This is a genomic window from Bacillus sp. FSL K6-0993, from assembly GCF_037977205.1.
Lineage (GTDB): Bacteria > Bacillota > Bacilli > Bacillales > Bacillaceae > Bacillus > Bacillus subtilis.
Genome location: NZ_CP150275.1, coordinates 493,271 through 514,943, shown reverse-complemented (window position 1 = coordinate 514,943; position 21,673 = coordinate 493,271). Strand labels below are relative to the sequence as shown.

General features: G+C 44.4%; 25 protein-coding genes. 4 read left to right on the top strand and 21 right to left on the bottom strand.

Translation table 11 applies throughout. The features are described 5' to 3' along the window. Positions 1 to 32: 32 nt before the first annotated feature. From rsbU to acpS, 9 genes are all read right to left on the bottom strand, one after another. Positions 33 to 1,040: a phosphoserine phosphatase RsbU gene (gene rsbU, locus MHH79_RS02645; protein WP_003234295.1), complete on the bottom strand. Its 1,008-nt coding sequence runs from the start codon at positions 1,038 to 1,040 to the stop codon at positions 33 to 35. Between the two features lie 11 nt (positions 1,041 to 1,051). Next, positions 1,052 to 1,453, bottom strand: a complete 402-nt coding sequence (gene rsbT / locus MHH79_RS02640; protein ID WP_003246640.1) for a serine/threonine-protein kinase RsbT — start codon at positions 1,451 to 1,453, stop codon at positions 1,052 to 1,054. A 3-nt stretch (positions 1,454 to 1,456) separates the two neighbouring features. Beyond that, on the bottom strand, positions 1,457 to 1,822 hold the full coding sequence (gene rsbS / locus MHH79_RS02635) for an RsbT antagonist protein RsbS (RefSeq protein WP_003225190.1): 366 nt from the start codon (positions 1,820 to 1,822) through the stop codon (positions 1,457 to 1,459). 4 nt (positions 1,823 to 1,826) lie between these two features. Beyond that, on the bottom strand, positions 1,827 to 2,651 hold the full coding sequence (rsbRA, locus tag MHH79_RS02630; protein WP_009966610.1) for an RsbT co-antagonist protein RsbRA: 825 nt from the start codon (positions 2,649 to 2,651) through the stop codon (positions 1,827 to 1,829). A gap of 115 nt (positions 2,652 to 2,766) precedes the next feature. Further along, entirely contained in the window at positions 2,767 to 3,117 is a 351-nt protein-coding gene (gene ndoA / locus MHH79_RS02625; RefSeq protein WP_003156187.1) for a type II toxin-antitoxin system endoribonuclease NdoA, read from the bottom strand. Positions 3,118 to 3,121: 4 nt separating this feature from the next. Beyond that, positions 3,122 to 3,403 carry a type II toxin-antitoxin system antitoxin EndoAI gene (gene endB / locus MHH79_RS02620; RefSeq protein ID WP_003225183.1) on the bottom strand — a complete coding sequence of 94 codons (282 nt, stop codon included), beginning with the start codon at positions 3,401 to 3,403 and terminating at the stop codon, positions 3,122 to 3,124. A gap of 115 nt (positions 3,404 to 3,518) precedes the next feature. Then, the gene (alr, locus tag MHH79_RS02615) at positions 3,519 to 4,688 is read right to left on the bottom strand and encodes an alanine racemase (protein ID WP_015252766.1); all 1,170 of its coding nucleotides are present in this window, start codon (positions 4,686 to 4,688) and stop codon (positions 3,519 to 3,521) included. A 114-nt stretch (positions 4,689 to 4,802) separates the two neighbouring features. Next, the gene (locus MHH79_RS02610; RefSeq protein WP_003234282.1) at positions 4,803 to 5,819 is read right to left on the bottom strand and encodes an outer membrane lipoprotein carrier protein LolA; all 1,017 of its coding nucleotides are present in this window, start codon (positions 5,817 to 5,819) and stop codon (positions 4,803 to 4,805) included. Positions 5,820 to 5,984: 165 nt separating this feature from the next. Further along, positions 5,985 to 6,350, bottom strand: coding sequence for a holo-ACP synthase (gene acpS, locus MHH79_RS02605; RefSeq protein WP_015252768.1), 366 nt, complete (start codon positions 6,348 to 6,350; stop codon positions 5,985 to 5,987). Positions 6,351 to 6,444: 94 nt separating this feature from the next. On the opposite strand from acpS, the gene MHH79_RS02600 reads away from it, so the two are divergent. After that, positions 6,445 to 7,044 (top strand): rhomboid family intramembrane serine protease, encoded by a 600-nt coding sequence (locus MHH79_RS02600; protein WP_015482831.1) that lies wholly within the window; start codon positions 6,445 to 6,447, stop codon positions 7,042 to 7,044. Here the strand turns inward: MHH79_RS02600 and MHH79_RS02595 are convergent. The 5 genes from MHH79_RS02595 to MHH79_RS02575 all read right to left on the bottom strand — a co-directional run bounded on the left by MHH79_RS02595 (position 7,041) and on the right by MHH79_RS02575 (position 13,578). Next, on the bottom strand, positions 7,041 to 8,522 hold the full coding sequence (locus tag MHH79_RS02595) for a PH domain-containing protein (protein ID WP_063336097.1): 1,482 nt from the start codon (positions 8,520 to 8,522) through the stop codon (positions 7,041 to 7,043). The two genes, MHH79_RS02600 and MHH79_RS02595, sit on opposite strands and share 4 nt — an antisense overlap. Further along, positions 8,512 to 8,991, bottom strand: coding sequence for a PH domain-containing protein (locus MHH79_RS02590; RefSeq protein WP_015382829.1), 480 nt, complete (start codon positions 8,989 to 8,991; stop codon positions 8,512 to 8,514). The genes MHH79_RS02595 and MHH79_RS02590 overlap by 11 nt, the downstream gene beginning before the upstream one ends. Before the next feature lie 172 nt (positions 8,992 to 9,163). Next, positions 9,164 to 10,648: an ATP-dependent RNA helicase CshA gene (gene cshA, locus MHH79_RS02585; protein WP_003246685.1), complete on the bottom strand. Its 1,485-nt coding sequence runs from the start codon at positions 10,646 to 10,648 to the stop codon at positions 9,164 to 9,166. Positions 10,649 to 11,047: 399 nt separating this feature from the next. After that, complete coding sequence (gene murF / locus MHH79_RS02580) at positions 11,048 to 12,421, bottom strand: UDP-N-acetylmuramoyl-tripeptide--D-alanyl-D-alanine ligase (RefSeq protein WP_340034975.1); 1,374 nt, start codon at positions 12,419 to 12,421, stop codon at positions 11,048 to 11,050. A gap of 71 nt (positions 12,422 to 12,492) precedes the next feature. After that, a complete protein-coding gene (locus MHH79_RS02575; protein ID WP_100506712.1) occupies positions 12,493 to 13,578 on the bottom strand; it encodes a D-alanine--D-alanine ligase in 1,086 nt (361 codons plus the stop codon). 153 nt (positions 13,579 to 13,731) lie between these two features. Here MHH79_RS02575 and MHH79_RS02570 point away from each other — a divergent pair, with 153 nt between their 5' ends. Then, positions 13,732 to 14,052: a thioredoxin family protein gene (locus MHH79_RS02570; RefSeq protein WP_003234326.1), complete on the top strand. Its 321-nt coding sequence runs from the start codon at positions 13,732 to 13,734 to the stop codon at positions 14,050 to 14,052. Between the two features lie 14 nt (positions 14,053 to 14,066). On the opposite strand, the gene MHH79_RS02565 is transcribed toward MHH79_RS02570, so the two are convergent. Next, a complete protein-coding gene (locus MHH79_RS02565) occupies positions 14,067 to 14,939 on the bottom strand; it encodes a cation diffusion facilitator family transporter (RefSeq protein WP_014475869.1) in 873 nt (290 codons plus the stop codon). Positions 14,940 to 15,185: 246 nt separating this feature from the next. Between MHH79_RS02565 and MHH79_RS02560 the strand changes: the two genes are divergently transcribed. After that, the gene (locus MHH79_RS02560) at positions 15,186 to 15,350 is read left to right on the top strand and encodes a Fur-regulated basic protein FbpA (RefSeq protein WP_309529853.1); all 165 of its coding nucleotides are present in this window, start codon (positions 15,186 to 15,188) and stop codon (positions 15,348 to 15,350) included. Beyond that, on the top strand, positions 15,304 to 15,483 hold the full coding sequence (fbpB, locus tag MHH79_RS02555; RefSeq protein WP_309529854.1) for a Fur-regulated basic protein FbpB: 180 nt from the start codon (positions 15,304 to 15,306) through the stop codon (positions 15,481 to 15,483). Before MHH79_RS02560 ends, fbpB begins: the two co-directional genes overlap by 47 nt. Before the next feature lie 23 nt (positions 15,484 to 15,506). On the opposite strand, the gene MHH79_RS02550 is transcribed toward fbpB, so the two are convergent. The 6 genes from MHH79_RS02550 to dctP form a co-directional block, all read right to left on the bottom strand. Next, on the bottom strand, positions 15,507 to 16,652 hold the full coding sequence (locus tag MHH79_RS02550; RefSeq protein WP_047182123.1) for an acyl-CoA dehydrogenase family protein: 1,146 nt from the start codon (positions 16,650 to 16,652) through the stop codon (positions 15,507 to 15,509). 128 nt (positions 16,653 to 16,780) lie between these two features. Beyond that, entirely contained in the window at positions 16,781 to 17,116 is a 336-nt protein-coding gene (locus MHH79_RS02545) for a hypothetical protein (RefSeq protein WP_003225151.1), read from the bottom strand. Positions 17,117 to 17,210: 94 nt separating this feature from the next. Next, on the bottom strand, positions 17,211 to 17,978 hold the full coding sequence (locus MHH79_RS02540; protein ID WP_015482826.1) for an ABC transporter permease: 768 nt from the start codon (positions 17,976 to 17,978) through the stop codon (positions 17,211 to 17,213). Next, positions 17,971 to 18,897, bottom strand: a complete 927-nt coding sequence (locus MHH79_RS02535; protein ID WP_309529855.1) for an ABC transporter ATP-binding protein — start codon at positions 18,895 to 18,897, stop codon at positions 17,971 to 17,973. Before MHH79_RS02535 ends, MHH79_RS02540 begins: the two co-directional genes overlap by 8 nt. 275 nt (positions 18,898 to 19,172) lie before the next feature. After that, positions 19,173 to 20,225, bottom strand: coding sequence for an AI-2E family transporter (locus tag MHH79_RS02530; protein ID WP_003246523.1), 1,053 nt, complete (start codon positions 20,223 to 20,225; stop codon positions 19,173 to 19,175). Positions 20,226 to 20,373: 148 nt separating this feature from the next. Further along, complete coding sequence (dctP, locus tag MHH79_RS02525; RefSeq protein WP_014475862.1) at positions 20,374 to 21,639, bottom strand: C4-dicarboxylate transporter DctP; 1,266 nt, start codon at positions 21,637 to 21,639, stop codon at positions 20,374 to 20,376. Positions 21,640 to 21,673 lie beyond the last annotated feature (34 nt).

The following is a 21,673-nucleotide window of genomic DNA, read 5'->3' as shown; positions in this document are numbered from 1 at the left end:
ACTAGTTGCTTTATACCCTCGTCTGACAGACGTTAAACCTTTCTCCGCAAAACAATTAACGTAAAATCATCGTGAAGCTGAAAATCCTGCAATTTGAGGAGGCTGTCATAAATGTTTTTGACCATTTCCTGCGCGGAGGAACACATATGTTCCTCAATGAGCTTCTGCAGATCAGGACGCTCCAAGAAACCGTTTTCCGTTCTGCATTCTGTGACGCCGTCAGAAAATAAAACAATCATATCGCCCTTTTCCAGATGCTGATCGAATTGTTTGTAGTCATAGTCCTGCGAGATGCCGAGAACGAGTCCTTTGGCCTCTAAATCGTAAAACGTGTTGTCTTTTTGAGAATAATAGAATCCCGGTTCATGTCCCGCTGAAGCATATGTAAATTGATGCTTGTCCATATTGTAATTCGCATAAAACATCGTAATAAACATACTGGCATCAACGTTTTGTTCAACAACACGATTCAAATTTTTCAGCACTTGAGAAGGGTGTATGCCCGTTTCCGGCAAAGAGTCCATCGCGTATTTAATCATGGACATGCATAAAGCCGCTGGAATGCCTTTTCCGATCACGTCCGCGATTGCGATATTGATGGATTCCTTGTCTTTGACAAAGTGGTAGTAATCACCGCTCATCTGTTTAGCGGGAACACTGATGGCGCCGATATCCAGCGCTTCCTCCTGAGGAACTTTAGTTCCGAGCAGCGTCTGCTGGACATTTGCCGCGATTTCAATTTCTGATTTGATTTCCTGCTGTATCCCTCTAAGGGTTTGATGCTCCTGATAAGCCATTCCATAACCAATCATGACTTCTATTAAAAAATCCAGCGAATGAAACACATCTTCCGGGAGACTTGGATACAGCTCCTTCAGCACTTTTCTGTGAATGCTGATGATTTCTTCCGGAGGAATTTGGTGCTCGATTGTTTTTCGGCTGAATTTTTGGGCTTGATATAAAGATGTTTCTGTTAATTCGGCTATATATCGACTAAGCAGCTGATGATACCGCTGCTCAATAACCTCCCTAAAATCCACGTTCTTACCTCCTACCGAAGCCATTTGATGGCTTGTATCTCTGTTCCTTCCCCCGCTACGGAATTTAAGCTGAATTCATCCATCAGCCTTTTGACCCCGGGAAGTCCCGCACCAAGTCCTCCAGACGTTGAAAACCCGTCTTCCATGACTTTTCGGATATCAGGAATTCCCGGCCCTTGGTCTTCCGCTATGATTTTCAGGCCTTTTTTTCCTCTGTCTGCGACCTGTTCAATTCCAATCTGCCCTTTGCCGGCATATAAATAAATATTCCTGGCTAATTCTGAAATAGCCGTTGTAATTCTAGCCTGGTCTACCGTGCCGAAACCCAGTTCTTTCGCAACGTTTCGTCCCAGCTGTCTGGCGGCCACAATATCCCATTCTGTCATGATTCTTACACAGGATTGGTCGTTCATTCGCTATTCCCCCAATTCCCGCTTCAATGTCTCAAGCCCCTGCTCTAAGTCGAGCGCAGTTTCGATTTCCTCAAGTGCGATTCCAAGTTCAATCAGTGTCACTGCCACAGCAGGCTGAATGCCGGTCAAGACGACTTTAGCCCCCATTAACTTAGACATTGTAATGACGTCGCCCAGCACTTTCGCGATAAATGAATCAATCATATCCACAGATGTCAGGTCAATGACGACTCCGTTAGCACCTGTTTCGTATATTTTATTTAATAAGTCTTCTTGAAAGGTTAATGCTGTCTGGTCATCAAGTTCCCACTGAATGGACACTAATAAGCAATTATACAGTTTCAAGATCGGGATTTTCGGATGTCTCAAAATGTTATTCCCCCAATGAAACGATTTTTCGATCCGTCATTTCCAATGCTGTTTGAATTCCTTTTTGCAGGGTATTCTTAGTTATAACTTGGGATAAATCAATCCCCAGGTTGACGATTGTTTGAGCAATTTCCGGACGGATTCCGGCCAGCAGGCATTTTGCTCCGACAAGCCTTACAGCTTCTGATGCCTGAATAATATGATGGGCAACCATCGTATCGACGACAGGGACACCTGTAATGTCAATCAGCACGACTTGGGAACGGTGTTTGACGACGCCATTAAGAAGGTTTTCCATAATTCGTTTCGCGCGTTCGGTATCAATTGTTCCGACAAGAGGCATCACAGTGATATTTTCAAACACCGGGATAAGCGGCGCAGACAGCTCTTGCAGCGCGATTTTTTGCAAAGATACTGTTTTTTCCCATGAGATTGAGTATTGATTAAAAATTTCTGTGTTAATCGGGCTGAAAAAGCGGTCAATCTGCCAGATTAATTCCGTGCTCTCTTGATCTGGCAATCTCTTATCATTCATTTTCGTGTAGAGACGCTTCCAGAATTCAGCAAGCGCAGTAGCCAAAAACTTCATAGACAGTCCGATTTGGACCGCTCGAAGCGCCAGTTCGCTGATTTGGCTTTCAGCAGCGTTTTCGTCCTTAACAGACAGCAACAGAATGTCGATATATTCTTTAGATATATTTTCATACACTTGGTCAGTCAGCTGATAGGATTCTTGCTCGCTTAATTCTTTTAGTGTGTCAGTCCACAGTTGGAGCAGTTCATTTTGATTTTCGGCAATGAACTGGTATACAGTCTGATTCGACATCAAATTCGCTTACCTCCCAATAAAAAACAACATATTTTTTTCGTTATTTCACTATTATATCGCTTATGTTTTTTGAAAACAAAAAAAGTTGCTCTATGTGAGCAACCTGCAAATATGTCTAAAAATCAATGAGTGCCAAACTGATTTGTAAGGCTTCATCAACCTTATCCATCATTTCATCATCCAGATGAGTAATCTTATCCGTTAACCTTTGCTTGTCAATCGTCCGAATTTGCTCCAGCAAAATAACGGAATCTCTTTCAAAACCGTAGCGTTTTGCATCGATTTCGACGTGGGTTGGTAATTTCGCTTTCTGTATTTGTGCTGTTATGGCTGCAACAATAGCAGTTGGGCTGAAGCGATTTCCGATGTCATTTTGGATCACTAAAACCGGGCGCACCCCGCCTTGCTCTGAGCCAACAACAGGAGATAAATCAGCAAAATAAACATCGCCGCGTTTCACAATCAAATGATTATCCTCCGCTGACTAAGCGCTCAACTGTCGTTTCAGCCTCGCACTCCGCAAAGTGAGCCTCAGAAGAAATATTCAGGTTGATTTTCGCCATTTCCATATAGCCGCGTCTCATCAAATCACGGTTGTGACGAGTTGTTCGTTCGCTGACATACGCTCTCACTGCTTGTGATATCAGTTCGTTTCTGCTTCGTTTCTCCCGCATCGCTACACCATCCAATTCAGCTACTAGGTTTTCGGGCAAGCTGATTTTCATTTCGGTTCTTGCGCTGGATTCAGACAAAAAACATACACCTCCACCAAACTTACGGATACGACTCTTTTATCCATCCAGTGATAATGATACCATTATTCACTCTTCAAGCAAAGCTGTTTTATGAATTCTCCATTTAGGTAAGTTAATTGCTTGTATTTACCTGCAATAAAGGATTTCTTACTTCCATTATACTCCCATTTTCCAAAAACATACGGGGAACACGGGAACTTATTGTACAGGCCACCTCATAGTTAATGGTTTCGAGCCTTCCTGCAATCTCATCCATGGAAATATATTCATCCCCCTGCCGGCCTATTAATGTGACTTTTGTGCCCGGCGGATATTCCTGATCCAGCTCCACCATAAATTGGTCCATGCAAATTCGGCCGGCAATTTTCAGGCGTTTTCCCTTCACAAGGATGTCGGTCCCTTTCAATTTTCGGAGCCAGCCGTCCGCATAGCCTACAGGCACCGTCCCGATCCATGTATCTTTTTCTGCTGTGTACTCGGCTCCGTAGCTGACGCTCTCGCCTTTTCTAATCAGTTTGACATGTGACAACGTCGAATGCAGGGTAAATGCCGGACGCAGCTGAAACGGTATCTCGTCCGAAATGTCAGCAGACGGACGAAGGCCATACATGCCGATGCCGAATCTGACTGCATTAAAAAAGCCTTTTTTCAGCCGGAGTCCGGCGGCGCTGTTCGCGCAGTGGACCATCAGATTCTTTAACGGCAGCGGAGCAATCAGCTCTTTAAAACGCTCAAATTGCATTAAGAAATAGCCTCTTTCTTTTTCATCCGCTGTCGCAAAATGGGTAAATACCCCTTTGCACTTTAAACGAGGGTTGCGGTCAAGAATTGCCATCACGTTCTGAACTTCTTCCTCTGTTTTTACACCAAGCCTGTTCATCCCCGTATCGACCTTCAGATGAAAATGAAGAGAACCTTTTTTCGTGTGGCGGGCTGCTTCCTGAAGCCATTCAACAGAATAACCTGTTAAGGTCACGTCATACTCAGCAGCGATTGCCACATACTCTGGGGGAACCGCGCCAAGCACCAATATAGGCGCCTTCAAGCCCTTTTTGCGCAGTGAAATCGCTTCATCCAAAATGGCCACAGCCAAGCATGAAGCACCTGCGTCAAGAGCAGCCTTTGCTGTTTCTGCATCACCATGCCCGTAGGCGTTTGCTTTCACAACTGCCATCAAGTGGACATGTTCACCGATATGTTTTTTCATATTGCTGACATTTTCCTTTATCGCGGACAAGTCAATTTCCGCCCACGTATCTCTGTAAAAAGGTTTTGTGCTCATTACGACACTTCCTAGCTTTTATTCAATATCATTTACATATCATACTAAAATTAAAGGCTAAAGGGAAACGATGTCTAACGAAAAAAAGGCCAAATCATGTTTGGCCTTTGGCGGTTATTTCGATGATTGTCCCTGCATGCTTTTCGCTACTGTCACCATTTCCTCTTTAGAAAGATCTTTAGAAGAGAGAAGGTAATCTACGCCGTCATATGTCCATGATAATGATGCATCCGACAGGGCGCCGATGGTGTAGCCGAGATTTACCGGTTCGCCGTTCAGCGTAACGGAGGAGGAAGCCTTGGCAATCTGGGCTTTTTCCTGAATTAACGTAAATGATTTTTCTCCTCCGTACGTCATGATGATGCGCTTCCCGTCTTCAGTAGATATATCTTTTTCTTCAAGCAGCTTGACGCCAAGCGGCAGTTCCAGCGGCGTTTTGACCGCAAATGTATCTGAAGGCTTTGCGCTTGTGGCAACATCCATTTGAGAAAGAGTCATATTTTTCTTTTCATCAAATGATTCTTTATCAAATTGTTTATTAAATTCAAAGCTGCTGAATTCTACTTTGACCATCACTTTCCGGTCAGTATCCATCACTTTGACAGATGACGGGCTCATATCTTTTTTGTTAAATGTAATTTCTTGCGTGGGCAGCATTTTGTTATGCTGATAGTTTGTTTTTGTTTCGAATACGTATTTCTTTTCTTTCGCTGTGAAAACTGCATCCGAATCGTTTTGAACATCCTTTACGAGCGATTCAAACAGATAAACCTGGCTGCTGTTGTTCGGCCAATCGCTTTGAAATCTGAAGCTCTTATTTAAAGACGGCGTGAGAACGAATACTCCGTTTTCATTTCGTAAAATGACTTGGTTTTGGTCCTTTTTCGGATTTTCTAAATAAACCCTGTACAGAGACGGCTTTTTGTGCCAGATTTCCACATTGTATACTTGAGGCTCACTCCCTGTCTCGATGGTCATTTTCGCTTTTGCTTTGTACGAGGTGTATTCTTTCGCCTTTTCATCTAACCCGGCCACAATATCTTGCTGTGTTTTTTGCCCGCAGGCAGAAAGAATAAGAACAGCAAGCAGTCCCGTTAAAAGCAAAACAAAGCTTTTTCTCACCTTTTTCAACCCCTTTTTCTCAATTGATGTAAAAGGAAGAAATCGCTTGTTTGACTTTAACGGTACGCTCGGTACACGTTTAGGCAGAACAGATGCGTACCATAAAAGCCTCAAACAACTTGTCTCCCTTAATGCACTATCAAATATATGAGTGGGGTTTCCCTAATATGCAGACTAGCTTGACAACCTTTCAATCACAACCTGCGCGGCAGCGTATTCTTTTGTATGAGTGATCGATACGTGAACGGCAGCCTGGCTCAGTTTCGTGCAAATGATATAGGGCTTGCCATTTTGGTCTTTCCTAATTTCAATGTCCTGAAAGCTGAGCTGCCTCCCAATGCCGGTGCCAAACGCTTTCGAGAAAGCTTCTTTTGCCGCGAATCTGCCCGCGAGAAATTCGATTTTTCTTTTCTCTGAAAGCTCATAGTATTGGTCAAGCTCGCTTCGCGTCAAAATCCGCTCGGCAAACCTTTTCTGGCGTCCAGCCATAGAGGCGATCCGTTTAAGCTCGGTAATGTCCAGCCCAATGCCGTAAATCATGTATGATAACCTCCTTTGCGTACGTACTATTTAAATGGTTTGTCTCATAAACGTGTTACTATAGATATACCAAAATGAAGAAAAGGGGCTCGGAATGTTTATACGGACTGAAAATTTTCAAACGTTTATCAGGTTTTACCCCGTTGTCACCTTTATATTGGCTTTGCAAGCTGTTCTCTGGCTGTTTTTTTCACTTCCTGCCCATTCAGTCGTGTTATGGAGGGATACCGTCACAGGCTATAATCTAGGTGTCGCAAACGGTGAATGGTGGCGGCTGATCACACCGATTTTGCTGCACGCCGGTTTCACACATCTGCTGTTTAATTCCATGTCCATCTTTTTATTTGCCCCGGCTTTGGAACGCATGCTGGGAAAAGCGCGTTTCCTTCTTGTATACGCCGGCTCCGGCATCATCGGCAATATCGGCACTTATGTTACAGAGCCGCTTGATTACGTGCATGTCGGTGCTTCAGGCGCAATTTTCGGGCTATTCGGCGTGTACCTGTTTATGGTTCTTTTTCGCAATGAGCTAATAGGGCAGGAGCATTCCAAAATGATCATCACACTGCTCGCATTTGCCGTTCTCATGTCGTTTATCAACTCCAATATTAACATGATGGCCCATCTGTTTGGACTATGCGGCGGGTTTCTTCTTTCGTTTTTATGCGTGCAAAAAAAAGAGCGGCGGTATTAACCGTCCGCTTTTTCATATGAGTACCAGTTTAAAATGAAGGCTGCATCCTGTTCACCTACATCCCTCACCGTTAATTCTTCCATGTGGCTCGATGATTTCACCGAAGTAGAAATGGTATACAAGCGGCCTTTCTTTTGGAAATAGGATTGGCTGAACTTGCAGACCTGCATTCGTTTTTTCAATACAATGGCGGTTGTTCTGCCTATAAATCTAGACGTCAGCTGAAGACGGTCCCCGTTGATCGTCCATGCAGCCTCTTTATACGCGAGATAGCCGAAGAACAATTCTATCGGCAGCAGGATGACTGACAGATAGCCCCATGGCTGAAAGAAGATACATAACGGAATGATTAAAAAGAGTGAAAAAATGACAGAACGGAACAAATAGCGTTTCAACGCGCGCCGCGGCAGGCGGCGGCAGTTTTCTTCCAGCGTGTATTCCGGCGTAAATGTTCGGAGCATGTGCGGAAGCTTTTTTTTATGAATCATTGGAAAGAGAATAGTCAAAGCGCCTTCTTCTTTTTCCCGGTCGCCGCCTCCTGCGCTGACGATGGACACCGTTACAAATCCGAAAAGCTGGCGAATAATATTTTCTTTGATTTTAATGGCTTGTATTTTTCGCAGCGGAATCGTGACTTGATGTTTTTCAATAATTCCCCTTGAAATCACCAGTTCCTGCTCTTTTTTTATAATTTGAAAGTTCGCGTATCTAAACATCATGCCCGCGATACTGAAAATCCAGGCGATAAATAAACCGATAAAAATGAGTACCGCGTAAATACCAATACTGGCGTGCTTAAGGAAGGAAAATTTATCGAATAACCAATCCATTGGCAGCACTTCATCAAGCTGGGAAATAAGTGCAAATACAGCGGAGATAATGACTCCGATTCCGCCGGAGGTAGAAGCGGCCATGAGCAATTCTTTCGCGTTCATGCGATAGTGCTCTTGCACCTCAACGGCCGGAACCAACTCCTCTTCAGCTTCAAGCCGTTCTTCATCAAGTTCATTTTCTCGTCTTTGCGCTTTTTTCTTAAAGACAGCTTCTTTGATGCGCTCGGCTTCTTCAACAGAAATAGCAGAAAGGACGGCTTCTGCCTCCTTGCCTCCGCCTGCTGTTTCAATTTGCAGCTTCACAAGCTTAAAGATTTGCTGAACAAGGCCTGCGCTTGTATTCATCGTTTGAATGCGATCAATCGATATGTATCGCTTTTTCGTCACAAATAAGCCTTCTTCGATTCTAAATTCATCATCTTCAATTCGATAGGTAAACCTTCTCCATTTGATAATGCTTGCCGCTACAAGCCAGATGAACAGCACACCGAGCGCAATGGCTCCGTAAAAACGGACAGTATGGTTTGAATTGACAATATACACAAAAAAGAATGGCAGAATGATATTTTTTATCGTTTGAATAATGGTATGGCATAAATTCAAAATAACTGCTGCCGGGTGCAGGCGTTTCGGTTCAGACATCATCGTCAGTCACCCTTGCCAGACGGGAAATGGAGTCTCTCAGCCGATCCGCTTCCTCCATCTCTAAAGCGGGGATCGAATGAACGGTCGCGGCCGTGGAAATTTTCACCGTTGCCAGGTTGTATTTTTTCAATAATGGCCCTTGTGACGTATCGACGTGCTGAACTCTGACCATCGGAACAATCACACGTGTCACAACAAAAATACCTGACTGAATATCTATTTCATGTTCATGGACTTCATATCGCCACACCTTATGACGGACCTTCGGAATGATAAAGACCGTCACAATCGATCCCAGCAGCCAAACCGCGCCGAGCACGCTGCTGATCCAGTACGGCCAATGAAAATAATAGCTTAACACTGCAACTGCAATGACAATAAGTAAGCAAACAGCGGATATGATGATCTCTTGAAGTCGCCAAACCTTTAATCCGTCTGGACTGATTTGGTTTTTTGGCTGCTCTCTCAAAAATACCTACCTCCCTTTTTTTCGTCGTTATTTATACGTCTCTTTTACAGAAAGGTTTCATTCTTAAGCATACAGAGAAAAATGGCTTCCGTCAGCTGAAAGTTTGCTGAATAACAAATCGCGAACATAAAAAAGCCCAAAACATCATGTTTTGGGCTCTGAATCGATCAAATTAGTAAGATTTTTTCTGGCGTCTGTCACCTGAAGAACGGCGATCGTTTGAACGCTTTTTGTCATAGGAAGAACGGTTGTTGCTTTTCCCTTTTCCGCCGCGGTAGCCGCCGCCTTGTCCGTCTCTGCGTTTAGAAGAGCGCTGGTTCTTGTAGCGTTTGCTGACCATCGGCGCTTCGTCTGTTAAGCGAACCGGTGTGTCGTCTGGCTCTTTTGTAGCCATTTTGATAGCCGCCGCAACCACTGTTACTGCATCATGATCTTCAAGCAGCTCAGCTGCCGCTGTCATGTAGAAGTTCAGGTTGTTTTCACTGATTGTTGTGCGAAGACGTTCAACAGTAACCTGCTGCTGGCCTTCTAACGCTTCATCAAGTGTAGGCTCCTTCATGCGGTCCATTTTGCGTTTTGTTGTTTGTTCAATTGCGCGAAGCATGCTTTTCTCACGCGGTGTAATGAACGTCATCGCCATACCTGTTTTTCCTGCACGGCCCGTTCTTCCGATACGGTGAACGTAGCTTTCAGGATCTTGAGGCACGTCGAAGTTGTATACGTGTGTAACACCTGAGATATCAAGTCCGCGAGCGGCAACATCAGTTGCGACTAGAACTTCGATTGCGCCTTCTTTAAATTTACGAAGCGCAACCATACGTTTCGCCTGCGTTAAGTCACCGTGAATTCCTTCAGCTGCATATCCGCGAAGGTTCAGGGCTTCAGCAAGCTCATCGACACGGCGTTTTGTACGTCCGAATACGATCGCAAGCTCAGGAGACTGAATGTCAAGAAGGCGAGTCAGTGTATCGAATTTTTTGCGTTCTTGCACTTCCAAATAGAACTGCTGAATGTTAGAAACCGTCATTTCTTTCGCTTTTACTTTTACGTGTTCCGGCTCAGTCATGAATCGCTCTGCAATGCGTTTGATCGGCGCAGGCATTGTTGCAGAGAACAGAAGTGTCTGATGCTCGCTTGGCACGTTTGAAAGAATAGATTCAATATCATCAATGAATCCCATGTTCAGCATTTCATCCGCTTCATCCATTACAACAGTATTTACATTGTTTAAACGAATTGTGCGGCGGTTGATGTGGTCAAGAAGACGTCCAGGTGTTCCGACAATAATATTCGGATTCTTCTTTAACGCCCGGATTTGCCGTCCAATATCCTGTCCGCCGTAAATAGGAAGAACCTTCGCACGTTTATCTTGTCCGATTTTATACAATTCTTCAGATACTTGAATGGCTAATTCACGGGTTGGCGCGATTACGATTGCTTGAATATTAGGAGACTCGGGGTTAATTTTTTCAACAAGGGGTATACCAAACGCAGCTGTTTTACCTGTACCTGTTTGCGCTTGTCCAATGACGTCTTTATTTGAAAGTCCGAGCGGTATCGTTTGTGCCTGAATCGGTGTTGCTTCTTCAAATCCCATACGATTAATTGCTTTCATGAGATCAGAACTTAAATTAAAATCTTGAAACGTTATAGTCAAATTATTCAAACTCCTTCTAATTGCTGTTTCAGTAATGTCGTGATTTACCACTTATAAAACTGCCCTTTAGACAAGAAGGACAGGATCCATCCGTATACAAAGCCCGAATTACTTTAAGTTTTATCTTACCATTACACTATTTGTTTTTCAATAAGATGAGAAGCAGATCGGCATCTCGAATATGCCGGCTGCTGCTCCATCCGCTCCCAAGAATCCGGCGGAGAACTTCGGGTCACGATGAAAAGTCCGGACGAATATGTTCGTATCGCGAAATAACCTATATATATTGTATCATAGCCGCAGCCGGCCAGATATACATAATTTTCGGCCGGCATACATTAGTGTTTGCATATCATGTTATTTTATGATGCAATATGCGTTTTTTTGCAAAATATTTTCTTATGAAAGCGGGCTCTCTATTAAATCTTTAACGATTTCTTCAAGCTTCATACCTCTGGACGCTTTGAATAAAATCAAATCGCCTTTTGATGCGTTTTCCTTCACAGCTTGGAGGAGATCTTTTTTCTCAGTGTAATGGCTGACGCGGTCTTTCTCAAAGTGTTTCAGGGCGCCTTCCGCGATAAAAGCTCCCAGTTTTCCGTACGTAAAGACGCGGTCGATCTTCTCAGGGCTGATCACAGCGCCGCACTCTTTATGGAACGTTTCTTCAAGATCGCCGAGTTCAAGCATATCACCGAGCACGAGCATTTTTTTGCCGTAGCCTTCGAGGCTTTCTGTCAATTGAATTGCAGCTTTCATGGAAGTCGGGCTCGCATTATAAGCGTCATTGATTATCGAAAGGCCGCTGTCTGTTTTGATGAGTTCAAGTCTCATCCCGGTTACCTTTAGGCCGCTCAGTCCTTTTGCCGCACCCTCAGGCGTGATGCCAAAATAAGCCCCTGCAGCAATCGCAGCCATGGCGTTCATCACATTGTGCTTGCCGAGTATCGGAATAAAAAACGTTTGTTCTATCCCTTTGATTGTAAAATGGGTTCCTTCCTCACTCTGGCTGACATCCTGAAGCTGATAATCATTATGCGCTCCCGTCCCGTACGTTTTCGTCTGGCAGCTGTATGCATTTTGAAGAAGCGGTTCGTCCCCGATATAAATCAGCACTCCGTCTTCTTTAAGCCCGTTAATGATTTCAAGCTTCGCCTCCGCGATGCCCTCTCTAGAGCCAAGGTCTTGCATATGCGATTCGCCGATATTCGTAATCACTGCCGCATCCGGGTTTGCCAGTCGGCTCAAGAGGTCAATTTCTCCTTTGGCGCTCATTCCCATCTCCAATACGGCGATCTCCGTATTTTCAGGCATCGCTAAAACCGTCAGCGGCAGACCGATGTGATTATTGAAGTTTCCTCCTGTTTTGTGAACACGGTACTGGGTCCCCAGTACGGCGTGAATCATATCTTTTGTTGTCGTTTTGCCATTGCTTCCAGTTACTCCGATGACACGCGTGCCAAGCTCCTGCAAATAGGCTTTTGCAAGCTGCTGAAGTGCGGTAAGGGTATCGTCCACTAAAATGACGGCGTGATTCTCGGGCGGATTTGGTTCTGACCGATCCCAAAGAACAGCCGCTACACCAGCTTCAAAAGCCTGCTCCACAAAAGTGTGGCCGTCAAAACGTTCCCCTTTCAGCGGAATGAAGAGCTGATGTTTTTCCAGTTTTCTTGTATCGGTTGCCACTCCATGAATGACTGTTTGTTCATATTGCGGATTTGTTAGTGTGCCTTTAACCATTTCGGCAATGTTTTTTACTGTTCGCTTAATCAAGTAAGGTCCCTCTCTTTCTTTTGTATATACGGGAAAAAACACTGCCCTTTTACCGGCAGTGTCCTTCTTCATTAGAATGTATGCTTAATCAATTGTTTTTCAGCGTGGCGTTCTTTTGCAAGCTCCACAAGCTGTTCAATCAGGTCAGCATATTCCACTCCGGCTTCTTTCCAGAGCAGCGGGAACATGCTGAAAGGTGTAAAGCCAGGCATTGTGTTGACTTCATTGATCAGAACTTCGCCGTCAGCTGTCAGGAAAAAGTCCGCTCTGACGAGTCCTGAACCATCGATCGCTTTAAACGCCTTGATCGCCATATCACTGATTGTTGCGTATTCCTCATCGGTCACAATTGCCGGAATCATTAGATCAGTATCTCCATCCTCATATTTCGCTTTGTAATCGTAGAAATCTGTCTTCGGTGCGATTTCTCCCACAACAGAGCATTTAGGATCGTCATTTCCAAGAACGCCGATCTCAATCTCGCGGCCGTTAATTCCTTCTTCAACGACGACTTTGCGATCATATTGGAAAGCAAGCTCAAACGCTTTTTGCAGTTCTTCACGGTTTCGGCATTTGCTGATTCCGACACTTGAGCCGAGGTTCGCCGGTTTTACGAAGCAAGGGTAGCCTAATTCCTGTTCAACCTGCTCACAGCTTTCTTTCGGAGAACGAGTCCAGTCTTTCTTAAGGAAAGCTGCGTATTTAGCCTGAGCAAGGCCGGCCTGCGCAAATAAATGTTTCATGACAACTTTATCCATGCCAGCTGAGGAAGCAAGCACTCCGTTGCCGACATAAGGAATGTTCAACAGCTCGAGCATTCCCTGGATCGTACCGTCTTCTCCGTTCGGTCCGTGGAGGAGCGGGAATACGACGTCGATGGCTTCATTTTGCTGTGACGCTTCCTGCGGAAACATCTCCTGGTTCAGGGCAACTGGAGAAAAAGCACTGCCTCCTTGCTCAAATTGAAGCATTTTCACGTTTGAAACAGGCTCAGTTAAACGGGCGCCTCTAACCCATTCGCCTTTTTCTGTTATATAAATCGGATGTATATCAAACTTCTCAGTATTTAGCGCTTTGATTACAGCCAGAGCTGTCTGCAGGGAAACATTATGTTCTGCCGACTTTCCTCCGTACACTAATCCTAGACTTGTTTTCAATGGATACTCCCCCCACTACAATTCATCTTTACTATCTTATCATTTTCACCGGAAAATGATCTAATTATTTTTGGGCATGCTGATGTTGAATGCATTTGTATGTAATTCCTTTTTATTTTATATTAAAATGGCATTGAAAAGGAGATGTGACATATGAAAAAAATCACGACAAACGAACAATTTAATGAACTGATTCAATCCGATAAAGAAATCATTGTAAAGTTTTATGCTGATTGGTGCCCAGACTGCACACGCATGAATATGTTCATCGGCGATATTTTGGAAGAGTACAACCAAAACGATTGGTATGAGCTGAATAAGGACGAGCTTCCTGACCTGGCTGAAAAATACCAAGTAATGGGCATTCCCAGCCTGCTTATCTTCAAAAACGGTGAAAAAACAGCTCACCTTCACAGCGCCAATGCCAAAACGCCTGAAGAAGTGACTGAATTTTTATCTGAACATATAAGCTAATTCGTTAAACAGCCTTATTTTATGTCGTCAGGCTCTACATGAACATGAACATGAGTGACATCGTGTTCATGTTTTATTTTGTCTTCTACTTCATCCGCCACTCCATGGCCTTCTTCTACTGTAAGCTTCGGATCAACCGTAATGACCATCTCAATATGAACTGTACTGCCTAAATACCTCGCTTTCACATCCTTTAGGCGATGCACATTTTCGATCCTGCCGACGGTCTGTTTGTAAGGCTCAAGATCTTTTAAATGGAAGCCGTCTGTTAAGGAATGTGAAGCGTCTTTAAAGATATCCCAAGCAGTTTTGCAAATGATGATGCCGATGATAAAAGCCGTTACCGGATCAATCCACGGCAGCTTCAGCTGGGACGAAAAAACACCGATAAACGCGCCGGCACTTACAAAAGCGTCTGACCTGCTGTCCTTTGCCGCTGCCATCAGGGCAGAGCTTTTAATGGACGCTGCCAGCCTTTTGTTATATAAATAGATGCCATACATAAACACAGCACTGCCTAACGCCGTCCATGCCGCGATAAGATTTGGCGTTTCCGTTGTGCCGCCCGCAATCGCTTTTCCTCCGCCGATTAACACTTCAATGCCGACTGCCATCATAATAAAAGACGCAACAAGAGACGAAATTGTTTCAGCCCGATAATGGCCGTATGGATGATCGCTGTCAGCCGGTCTTTGAGAAATCCGCAATCCTATCAGCACTGCTACTGACGCAACAATATCTGTTCCATTATTTAACCCGTCTGCTCTCAGCGCTTCAGAATGATATAGAATCCCGATGACTAGCTTTACAACAGCAAGAATGACATATGCAAAAATATTGAGGAGCGCCCCTTTTTCTCCCTTTTTCAGATTTTCTGTCCGCTCCATTGAATACCAGCCTCCATTCTATTACATAGTATGGTTCAAAACATGAAAAATAGCAGGACGCGTTCAATGAAGCGGAATATTTCGACAGCAAATTATTGCCCGGGAAACTTTTTGTCGATTTGTTGAATGTTTGTAAATTGGCCAAGAATAGGACTCTTTTCATCTTTACAGGCTATTGCGGACATTGTATACTGAAGTTAATTGATAATGATTATCAATATCGTTTGATTGGAGGTTGGTGACACAATGACACCTCAGTCTGCAGAAATCAGAAAAAAACAGCTCATTCATCTGTTAATACATAATGGTATATACAAAAAGTCAAAGCGTCATCTGTATGAATTGTCGCTGACGGAGTTAGAAAGTGAATACAAACATGTCAGGAGGGCGCCGGAGCATGCCGAAGCGTAAAGTGAAAACTTACCAACAGCTGATCGAGGAAAACAAAGAGGCGATTATGGGCAATCCAAAGCTGATGAACGTTATTTATGACAGGATCGACAGCAAGCATCAAAAAAATCTGCAGGAGCAAAACAATACATAAAAAGAGCCGGTAAGGCTCTTTTTTTATGACTCAAATGCTTCAGCTGCCAGCTTGTGTATCACGGCGTCATCCATCGGCGGGTTGTGAAGACCGGCGCGCACATCACGGTAATAGCGCTGAAGCGGGTTGGTTCGTTCCAGGCTTTTGGCCCCGACAATTCTCATCGCTTTATCAACAACAGACAACGCAGCGTTTGTGACGATATGTTTCGCCGCACCGAGCTCGCTGGTCAAGTGTGGACGCCGCTCCGGATCGTCATACAATTGAGCGATATGGAATAGAAAGTGTCTGGCATTGAGCAGTTCAAGCTCCATCTCGCCTGTTCTTTGCTGTACGGCCGGGACATTCTTGATCGGTCCATTCAAGCTGTTTGGAGAATACTCAGATGCAAATTGCACTGCATAGTCACGAGCAGCTTGAGCAACACCAAGATAAATCGCCGGAATATGGAGCAGCCAGCCATTCGGCTTAGCTCCGCGAGGCCCTTGAAGCAGTTCCACCAGCTTATTCTCATCAAGCATGACTTCGTTCAGTACGAGGTCATGGCTTCCAGTCGCCCGCATCGCCATCATATTCCACGTTTCTTCAATCGACAAACCGGGATCATCTTTATGAATGAGAAACACGCCTGTTGTTTGTTTTTCCTCAATCCATGCGGTTACTAAAAAATAATCCAGTGCTTGTGACATCGTCGTAAAGGTTTTTCTCCCGTTCACTGCCCATTTGCCATCCTTTTTGACGGCGTGTGTACCGGGGCGCCCTCCTCTTGTCGGGCTTCCGGTTTTCGCTTCAGTCGCCGCCCTGTTAATGACAGCACCATCCTGGACTTCCTTGGCAACAAACGCAAACACGTCTTTATCCCAGCTGTTGCCTTCTCCAAGCTCCCCGATTACACTCAAATGCCAGCCGATGCTAAGAGCCGCAGGAGCATCTCCCCGTGCAAGCCGTTCTTGAAACAGGAGCATATCGTAAACAGAAATGCCCCCTCCGCCATGAGATACCGGCAATGTTAATGCTGTATACCCAGCATCACGCAGTTTTTGTATTTTCTCTGCAGGAAAACGTCCCTGCTCGTCATCTTCAGCAGCTGTTTGCTGAAATTCATCCGCAATCCGTCCGATTTTCTCCATCCATTGCCGCTGTTGATCGTTTTGTATAAATAATGACATCCGGCAGCCCCCCCAGTTTTAATTCCGATAAATTTAATATGTATTATAGATTTCCTGCCATTTTTCCGCAACTGTTAATCTTTTGCCCAGTATAGAAAAACACGCCGTTCCCCAAGGGAACAGCGCGATTACACAGGATTTGCATCCCGGTCTTGTTTCATGCCGAGATAAATCAGCATATATGTCAGGTAACCCATCGTCATCACCAGGCCGCCAAAGAAAAAGCTTGAGAAAATCGGCTCTTCAAAAGCGGTCACTGCGGCCAACACAATCCAGCTGGCATACAGATAGATGATAAAATAGCGGATGCCCGTCTTCATTTTATATATCATGTACAGTCCCACGAGAGAAAACAACCCAAGCGCGAGCCTGAAATAAACAAGATGTTCAAACTGAAACATGAATGACACAAATGAGAATCCAAGCAGCAATACAATCGGTAAAGCGGTAATAAAGTTCCTCAATCGAGACACCTCCGTCAGTACCTTTAGTATAAACCAAAATATCACTTGATATTGATTTACGTGAGCTTTTTCACAAAAATGTCATTCCTTTCCTTTAGACCCGAACATCCCGTTTACAGAAGCACCACCAGCCAACAACGATGAAGAATATGGCATGTATGATGAGAATTCCAATTGAAAACAATGGCGTCATGCCTGAAAACAACGCTGTCTCTCCGCTTCTGTATTGCGTAAAGTCAGTGTTCGCAAAAAGCAAAAAGCTGCCCCACTTGTTTTCAAACAACTTCATGAGCTGAACAAGTGTACTCGCTCCGTATAAAACGACAAAAGAAACAACAACAGCTACCGCGCTATTGCGGAACAGCGCAGAACAAAGCAGCCCGAATAATCCCATCATTACGGCTTCAAGCCAGTTTGACCCGATCAGCGCCAAGGTGTTGACCAGCAATGTCTTTGATTCCGCAGTCACCGATGTGCCAAAAAACACGAGACCGAATAATAATGCCAGAATGTAGTATGCCAGATACAAATAGAAGCTGACCATCACGACTGTGATTAATTTTGACCAAAAGACCTTTTGGCGTTTAACCGGACGAATGAGCAAAAATTTGATCGTCTTTTTATCAAATTCCATCGAAACAATTGTTGCTGCAATTACGATCGTTAAAGCCTGCAGCAAAATGTTCAGGCTCGGTGTATACGATAAATAGCCGATGAAGTTTTCATCTGTTCCGGCACTGATGACAATCCGTTTAATGATCAATGCCATGAAGAATTGAAAGACAGCCATCAGGATAAGGGAAACCAAAGTGACCTTCCGATTAAAAAGTTTCATATGTTCATTCCAAATTAATTTAGACAAGCTCTTCTCCCTCCTCTTGATGAGCTGTTGTCGCTTTTATAAATTCGTCTTCCAGTGACTGCGTGTAAGGCGTAATGGAAAATACATTCAGATCTTGTCCGACAAGTGATCGGTTCAGCTCCGGTATGTTTTCTTTTGCCACCTCAACTACAATCGTCCCGTCTTGGCTCTCAGCTTGATATTGATTGCCTGTCAGCCAATTGAGCGCTTTTTCTTGCGGCTGCACTTCTATAATCGCTTTTTCTGTGGTTTGATCAGTTCCTTGTAAGCTGACTTCCGCTTTGATCTCACCTTTTTGAATGATGATGACACGGTCGCACAAGTCTTCAACCTCGCGCAATAAATGAGTGGCGAACAGGACAGCTGTTCCTTCCATTTCTGCGAGTTCCTTAATATGATCCCGAAAATCCTTCATCCCCGCAGGATCGAGGCCGTTTGTCGGTTCATCTAGAATGAGAAGCTTCGGCCGGTGAAGAATTGCCTGGGCGATTCCCAGACGCTGACGCATCCCAAGGGAATAGGTTTTCACCTTATCATGAATCGCTGACGTCAGCCCGACACGTTCCACCACTTCATCAAGCCGTTCATCCGCTATTTTTTTGTGCATATTCGCAAAGTGCTTGAGGTTTTCCCAGCCTGTCAGGTACGGATAGAACTCAGGGTTCTCAACAATCGCTCCAACCGCTTCCATCGCTTTTTCAAACTCTGTATCATGCTGGAATCCGCTGATTGTCACGTTTCCGCTGTTTTGTTTCAGCAGCCCGACGATGATACGGATGAGTGTTGTTTTTCCGGAACCATTCGGACCGAGCAAGCCGATGATTTCACCCTCCATGACGTCCATGCTGATCTGTTTTAAAATCTGTTTAGACCCAATCTTTTTATCGAGGCCTTCAATATGTAAAATCGGCTCAGCCATAAAGCCTTCCTCCTTTTTCGACAAAAAATAAACAGTGCCCAACATTAGGCACTGTTTGTATTATAGCATTTGTTGCTTCCAAATGTTTGGTTAAACCGATGATGAGCGTTTGCTCCGACTGTTTGTTCTTTTCAGTTTCTGTAATGATGACAGGCATTGTCACCTGTTGTGTTCACCACTGTGCGAAGCAATGCCAAGCTCCGATTCCGAGTCTTAATTCATGCCCTGAACAGGCAGGCCGGGAGATCGAGGCACACTCATTATTCGATTTTAAACTACTTTTTATCGCTATTCTCTCGGGGTCCTTTAGACCTATCTTCCTTGTTGGTGACATCCAGAATATCAAGGAGAAACACAAAGATCGGAATCCCGATAATTAAACCCCATATGCCAAAAAAGTGTTCAGAGAAAATGAGTACAGTGAAGGTGAAAAAGATTGGCAGCTCTGTTTTCGCCGACATCAGCTTCGGATTTAAGAAATATGTTTCGATCGCATGAATGGCGAATATGACAAGGACAATGTAGAGCACATACATTCCACCGCCAGTGCTGTAGGCGATAATGCTGAGCGGAATCAGGGAAATGACGACGCCTGCTACAGGGATCAATCCAAGGAAGAACACCATAATCGAAAGCCCAAACAGCTGCGGAAAATGCATAATCCAAAGCGCGATAAACGTCAGAATACAGTTGACGAGCGCAATGATAAATTGAGCCTCGAGCACCTTGCCGAACGTTCTTGCAAATTTGCTTCCGAAAAAAGCAATTTCCTCATAAAAGACCCTCAGTTTGCTCGTTTTAAATTTCGCCATGAATTCAGAAAGCCGTTTTTTCTCAAATAAGAAAAACATGCTGAGAATGAGCGCCATCACGACCTGCAAACCGAATGTGCTGATATCGGCCAGATACGTATACACTACATTGAAGCCCTCTTTGACATATGAACTGATGTTAATATCTCCGAAGACACTGGTGATCTCATCAAAGAAAGGGATGCTGTCAGGATGATACGCAATATGTTTAATCTGCTTTACCAGCTGCTGGATCTGCGCCGCGACGACCGGATAAAACACAAAGCCCCCGACTGTAAGCAGCACAGCCAGCAACATGTAAAGAAACGTAATGACAACCCGCTGGCTCACGCGGAAGAACTGGCTTACAAACTGCCGCACGACAAGCTCCAAACGATCCATTAGAAATGTGAAAATGAAGGTAAGCAATATTAAGTTGATCATGCTCTTAAATAGATATAACACACCAGTTAACACGACAAAGATGGAGAAACGCCTTACTCCCGGGTGCTGAAAAAATTTAACTAAAGCGGCCATTTATACACTCCTGTTAGGACAAACGTCCTTCATTCAATATAGTATCCATTTGTAAATTATATAACAAAAAAATGCTGAGGTCTCTGTCCTTACCTTAATAATTCTTAAACAATTAAAAAAACGGCCCCATGGATGGGCCGTTCTTTTTTCAGACTGCTGTTTTCATTTTTTTCATGCCTTCAACAGCCTCTACGCTTTTTGCTTCATCAAATTCATTCTCGCTTTTTGCAACAATGATCGTGGCGATTCCGTTTCCAATCAGGTTCACAATGGCTCTTCCTTCACTCATGAAACGGTCGACCCCGAGCAGGAGTGCAAGACCCTCCAGCGGAATGACCTGCAGCGCTGACAGCGTTGAGGCAAGGACGATAAATCCGCTTCCCGTCACACCTGCCGCTCCCTTCGATGTCAGCATCAGAACGAGGATAATCGTAATTTGCTGACCGATGCTGAGGTCTACTCCAAACACCTGTGCCAAAAAGACAGTCGCCATTGATAAATAAATGGATGTGCCGTCGAGGTTAAACGAATAGCCCGTCGGAATAACTAGCCCGACAACTGATTTGGAACAGCCGTAGCGCTCCATTTTATCCATCATACGCGGAAGCACCGATTCGGAAGAGCTTGTGCCAAGCACGATCAAAAGCTCATCCTTAATGAAGCGAAGGTAATTCCACAGGCTGAATCCGTAAAGCTTGCAGATGATATTTAAAGCAACAAATACGAACAGGAACATCGTAATATAAACAGACATCATTAAGCTTGCCAGCGGTTTGATGGAATCGAGCCCGAAGTGTCCGATTGTATACGCCATCGCCCCGAATGCCCCGATTGGCGCGGCACGCATAATGTAGCCGATAATTTTGAAAAAAACATGAGAAACCTTGTCGAAGAAATCAATGACGCTTTTCCCTTTTTCACCTAATGCCGCAAGACCCACTCCGAAAAGAATAGAAAAGAATAAGACCTGCAAAATGTCCCCTTTTGCGAAGGCATCAACCATGTTGGATGGAACAATGTGTGTAACAAATTCAATCCAGTCGATTCCCTGACCGCCATTTTGCGTGTATTGTGATACATCTCCCTTTTCAAGCTTGCTGTAATCAAGACCCGCACCCGGCTTCATAATATTGACGACAAATAAACCGATAATGAGTGCGAGGGTGGTGACAACCTCGAAATAGATAAACGCTTTTCCCCCTACTTTTCCAACCTTCTTCATATCGCCCATTTTTGCAATCCCGAGAACGATTGTGAAGAAAATAATTGGTGCGATCACCATTTTAACAGCGTTGATAAATGTATCGCCAAGCGGTTTCATTTCTTTGCCGACATCCGGCCAGACCAGCCCGACAATGACCCCGATGATGACCGCGGTTATGACTTGAACTGTTAAATTTTTAAACAGTTTCATATCCTTCATCCCCCTGTCCTATTCGCCTTTTGTG